Source organism: Aerococcus sp. L_32 (genome assembly GCF_050689315.1).
In genome coordinates, this window is record NZ_JBOEQF010000142.1 from 1 (window position 1) to 5,362 (window position 5,362).

5 protein-coding genes are annotated in these 5,362 nt (G+C 42.8%); 4 read left to right on the forward strand and 1 reads right to left on the reverse strand.

The annotated features are described in order from the left end of the window. The 3 genes from ACRCJ0_RS09010 to ACRCJ0_RS09020 form a co-directional block, all read left to right on the forward strand. A partial coding sequence (locus ACRCJ0_RS09010) for a ThuA domain-containing protein (RefSeq protein WP_431390232.1) occupies positions 1-499 on the forward strand: 499 nt, incomplete at its 5' end. A 63-nt stretch (positions 500-562) separates the two neighbouring features. Beyond that, complete coding sequence (locus tag ACRCJ0_RS09015) at positions 563-1,531, forward strand: sugar phosphate isomerase/epimerase family protein (protein WP_431390233.1); 969 nt, start codon at positions 563-565, stop codon at positions 1,529-1,531. After that, complete coding sequence (locus ACRCJ0_RS09020; protein WP_417894039.1) at positions 1,532-2,572, forward strand: Gfo/Idh/MocA family protein; 1,041 nt, start codon at positions 1,532-1,534, stop codon at positions 2,570-2,572. It abuts the gene before it with no gap. A 551-nt stretch (positions 2,573-3,123) separates the two neighbouring features. Here ACRCJ0_RS09020 and ACRCJ0_RS09025 read toward each other — a convergent pair. Further along, complete coding sequence (locus ACRCJ0_RS09025; protein WP_431387899.1) at positions 3,124-4,113, reverse strand: LacI family DNA-binding transcriptional regulator; 990 nt, start codon at positions 4,111-4,113, stop codon at positions 3,124-3,126. A gap of 172 nt (positions 4,114-4,285) precedes the next feature. Between ACRCJ0_RS09025 and malQ the strand changes: the two genes are divergently transcribed. Then, positions 4,286-5,362: 4-alpha-glucanotransferase (malQ, locus tag ACRCJ0_RS09030; RefSeq protein WP_431390234.1), on the forward strand; the 1,077-nt coding region annotated here is incomplete at its 3' end.

Consider the following 5,362-nt stretch of genomic DNA (forward strand, 5'->3'; position numbering starts at 1 on the left):
AGAAGTGGCAGATGAGATTGTTGACCGGGTTCACCAGCGCGTTTTGGATGGCATGGGACTGATTGTCTTGCATTCGGGTCATTTTTCAAAAATCTTCCAGAAACTGATGGGGACGACTTGTGATTTGAAATGGCGTGAGGACGGTCTTTCTGCCAAGGTGTGGAATGTGAATCCGTCTCACCCAATTACCCAGGGTGTGGGCGAGTGGATTGATTTAGAGCAAGAAGAAATGTATGGAGAGCACTTTGACGTTCCGGCGCCGGATGAATTAATCTTTATTACTGGCTATCCAAATGGAGAAGTTTTCCGTGGTGGTATGACTTATCGGCGTGGGAATGGGAAGATTTTCTACTTCCATCCTGGGCATGAAACTTTCCCAACTTATTATCATCCAACTATCCAGCAGGTCATTAAAAATGCCGTCCACTGGGCAGCCCCCCTAACTGAAAGGCCTACATATGGTCACTTTCCCATCGATGATAATGGGCAAAAAGGCTAGCCACTAAAAGTTTACAGATGAAAATACAAGACAATACAAGACGACAGCTAATAGGAGGCTTTTATGAAATTAGGCGTATTTACCCCTTTATTCAACGATTTATCCTTTGAAGACATGTTAGATCAAGTAGCAGAAAAAGGATTAGAAACTGTAGAAATTGGTACGGGTGCTAGCCCAGGGGATGCTCATTTGAAGATTGATGCCCTTTTAGCATCTAGTGACGCTAGAAAAGAATATCTACAAAAAGTAGCGGACCGTGGGCTTTCAATTTCAGCCCTATCGGCGCATGGTAACCCCATTTCACCAGATAAAAAGCAAGCACAAGCCCATGACGAATTGCTTAGAAAAACCATCAAGCTGGCATCCTTAATGAATGTACCAGTGGTAAATGGCTTCTCAGGTGTTGGGGGCGGAAACGCGACAGATACCCATGTTAATTGGCCGGTCATTCCTTGGCCAACAGAGTATGCAGATGCCTACCACTACCAATGGGATCAAGTCTTAATCCCTTACTGGAAGGACATTAACCAAGAAGCAGGGGCAGCGGGCGTTAACATCGGGATTGAAATGCACGGTGGCTTTTTAGCCCATACTCCAGCAACCATGTTACGTTTACGTTCTGAAGCGGGGGATAATATCGGTTGTAACTTTGACCCATCGCATATGTGGTGGCAAGGGATTGATCCGGTTGCAGCCATTAAAATTTTAGGTAAAGCTGGCGCAATCAACCACTTCCATGCTAAAGATACCTACTTAGACCAAGATAACATCAATATGTACGGCCTAACCGATATGCAACCTTATCAAGATGTTGCCAGTCGTGCATGGACCTTTAGAAGTGTTGGTGAAGGCCATCCGATGTCCGAATGGTCACAAATGTTGGCTCAATTACGGATTTACGGCTACGATTACGTCCTATCAATTGAACATGAAGACCCTATTATGTCAGTAGATGAAGGTTTAGACCGTGCCATCACTAACTTAAAATCTGTGATGATGCGAGACCAACCCCAAGAAATGTGGTGGGCATAGATGACAAAACAAGTGAATAATAAATTAAATATCGCAACAATCGGCTACGGTGGCATGGGGACCTACCATGTCCACGGCCTGATTGCAGCCGAAGCCGACTACCTACAAGTCGTGGGCATTTATGACATTGACCAAGAACGAAAAGACGTGGCGGAAGAAACGGGTACTTATGTTTACCCAGCCTTTGAAGCTATTTTAGATGATCAAGAGGTAGATGCTGTTCTTATTGCCACACCTAATGACAGTCATAAGGATTTAGCTATTCGCTCAATGCGGGCAGGGAAACATGTAATTTGTGAAAAACCAGTGGCCATGAATACGCAAGAATTCGACGAAATGATAGCTGTATCTGAAGAAACAGGACGCGTACTCATGGTGCACCAAAACCGTCGTTGGGACCCAGATTTCTTACAAGTAAAAGAAATCTTCGCCCAACGTCAGGTTATAGGGGATATTTTTCAAGTTGAATCACGAGTTCACGGCGCTAACGGCATTCCAGGCGACTGGCGCCATCTAAAAGCCCACGGTGGCGGTATGGTCCTAGACTGGGGAATCCATTTATTTGATCAACTCTTGTGGCTAGTAGATTCACCAATCAAGTCCGTTCACTCAGACTTATCTTATATCCTCGGCGACGAAGTAGACGACGGATTTATGGCTTATATCACCTTTGAAAACGGTATCCGCGCTCATGTTGAAGTAGGAACATCTAACTTCATTAGCCTGCCTCGCTGGTATATCAAAGGTAACCAAGGAACAGCTATCATTGAAGACTGGGAAATGAACGGCCGCATCGTGAAAGCAACCGGTAATGCTGTGGAAAATAAACCATCACCGATTAGAGCAGGCGTCGGTTTGACCAAAACAATGGCACCACCAGTTGATGGCGTCACTGAGACCTTACCATTACCAGAAAGCAAGCCAGCAGACGTTTCCTTCTACCGCAACTTCTATGATGTTGTCAAAGCAGGTGCGGAACCCGTTGTCAAAAACGAAGAAGTCCGCCAAGTCATGCAATTGATTGATAGAATTTTGAAATAGGTACATGACTAATTAAATTAATTTATAGGCAGTAGGTTTATGCTTTTTCCTAGCATTGCCTAAAATTAGGATGTGTTTCCTGTCTGCCCTGAAGAACTCGACTAGCAGAGGGACGCCCTCGGGAACTTTTCCCGAGGGCTTTTCTGACTACGCAGGCATGCTAGGAAAGCGCCAGTATCGGGCATTAGGAGTAGAAGCTAAAACTCGAATTATAAAATACGATTATTGATATTGGTTAAGCTAAAAGCATATTTGTGGTAGTAATGCCCTGATTTAACGATAGAGTAATATATTTTAGGATCGCCATTTGGAAAATTTTAATTATTGTCGGCTTAAATAAGGTGAATTCGAAAAAAGTCATGATTCATTTTCATGACTTTTTTGCGTTGCAGCTTTATTAAAGACATCCATAATTAGGAAACCTAGCATGTAGCGTTAAGTTCCACATTTTAAAGATATTTTAGCTAGTATTAATCACTAAAATACTATCAATAATAAATGCTCAAAAAAAAACTACCTAGAGGCAGCTTTTTTCAAATCTTGATTAATTTTTATGCAAGGTCAGCATCGACATATTCATGGATGAATCGTGTGCTGGCTTGGTCTGGATCTAAGACTTCAAACAAAATATCCACGGCCCTTGAGCCGATAATATGGGAATTCAGGTTGACATAAGAAGTCTTATTCATCGACTGGGTATTGCCTTGGCGGTAGGCTGAAAAAGTAATCAGATGGACATCTTGAATGTCCTGGATATCCAGATAATTCCGAATCCCTTGAGCAACCAACTCATCGGAAATAACCAGGCCGTCAATTTGACTAAAATCAATTTTATTTTGAGCTAATTCATAACCATCACTTGGTAAGAAGTTGATATCGTTATAAATCAAGCTAGGGTCATAAATAATACCCGCACTTTCCAAAGCCCGTTTGTAGCCCTTGTGACGGTCGGCAATAAAGAACTGGTTCATATCCCCACCGACATAGGCAATCCGGTTACACCCTTGTTGGATTAGAGACTTAGTAGCTTGGTAACCAATCAGTTCATTGTCATTATCCACGAAATGAACTTTAGTGTTGTCGGGCGACCCGATGACAACGGCTGGACAGTTGACTTTCTGGGCGAACCGCAATAGGGGGTCATTTTTTGAAGCATATAGAAAAATCAGGCCCTCAACTTGCTTGCCATTCACGATTTTTTCAATGTGCTTTTGCCGTTGATCATCATCTAATCCAACTGAAAGCAGGATAGAATAATCATGTTTGGCCATTTCGAAATTAATCCCACGTAAGACGGTCGGGAAGAAGGGGTTTTGGTAAAAGGCGTCAGTGGCTAGGGGTAGGACAAGACCGAATGTTTTAGAATGGGCACTTGCAAGCCCCTGCGCATAAATGTTTGGAAAATAATTCATTTCCTTCATCACAGTGCGCACCTTATTTTTAGTTTTTTCACTAATCGAAGGGTTGTCAGCAATCACCCGTGAAACGGTAGAAGGTGCCACACCCGCTCTCTTAGCGACATCTCGAATTGTAATTGCCATAAAGTGTTATCCTCTCTGCTTGGTGCATTTATTATACCTAAAATTGGTATCGCTTTCAACGTTATTCAAAAAAGTTTACGAAATCGGTTGCATTGTGTAAGCGCTTCATGTAAAATAACAGTGAATTAAGCGAAAAGCTATTAAACATCAACAGCAAACAGGAGGTTCAAGCATGGAAAGAGCAAGTGGTGTCGTTTTACACATATCTTCCCTACCAAATCAATTTGGTATCGGCTCATTTGGCGCGTCAGCCTATGAATTTGTCGACTTTCTAGTCAAAACTAAGCAACAATACTGGCAAATTCTACCACTGACTACAACGTCATACGGGGACTCGCCTTACCAATCATTCTCAGCCTTTGCCGGCAACACTCATTTTATTGATTTTGACCTATTAATGAAAAAGGGCTACCTAAACCAAGCTGACTATCAAGAGGTCAACTTTGGTGATAACCCTAAGAAAGTGGCTTACAATACCATTTTCCAAAAGAGAAGACCTATTCTAGAAAAGGCCGTGGCCAATTTTGTGCAAGCAAAAGCTTACAATGACAAAGAATTCTTACAATTCTATGAAGATAATCAATTTTGGTTAGTGCCATTCGCCCAATACATGACGGTTAAGGAAGAACATGGGCAAAACCCTTGGTATGAATGGCCAACGAACTTGCGCAACTATGATGAAGCGGTGGTCAACCAATTCTGCGAGGCCCATATTGAGCGGTATGACTACCATCTGGTAACCCAATTTTGGTTTAACCAACAATATAAAGCTTTAAAAGAATATGCCAATGACAACCACATCGAAATCATTGGAGACATTCCAATTTATGTGGCCCGAGATTCAGTTGAAATGTGGACACAACCGGAATTATTCCTTACTGACGAGAAGAACAATCCGTCACTGGTTGCCGGTGTGCCGCCTGATTTCTATTCAGCTGACGGTCAATATTGGGGCAACCCGATTTACGACTGGGACTACATGGAAGAAACGGATTATGCATGGTGGATCTTGCGGATGAAGGAAAGCTTCAAACTATATGACGTGGTAAGGATTGACCACTTCCGCGGCTTTGAAAGCTACTGGGCAGTGCCCTTTGGTTCGCCAACAGCTGCCTCAGGTTCATGGCAGAAGGGGCCGGGCAATAAGATTTTCGACCAATTTAAGAAAGAATTAGGTGACATTAAAGTCATCGCCGAAGATTTAGGCTTTATGACCCAAGCTGTCAACGACATGCGAGACCATACTGGT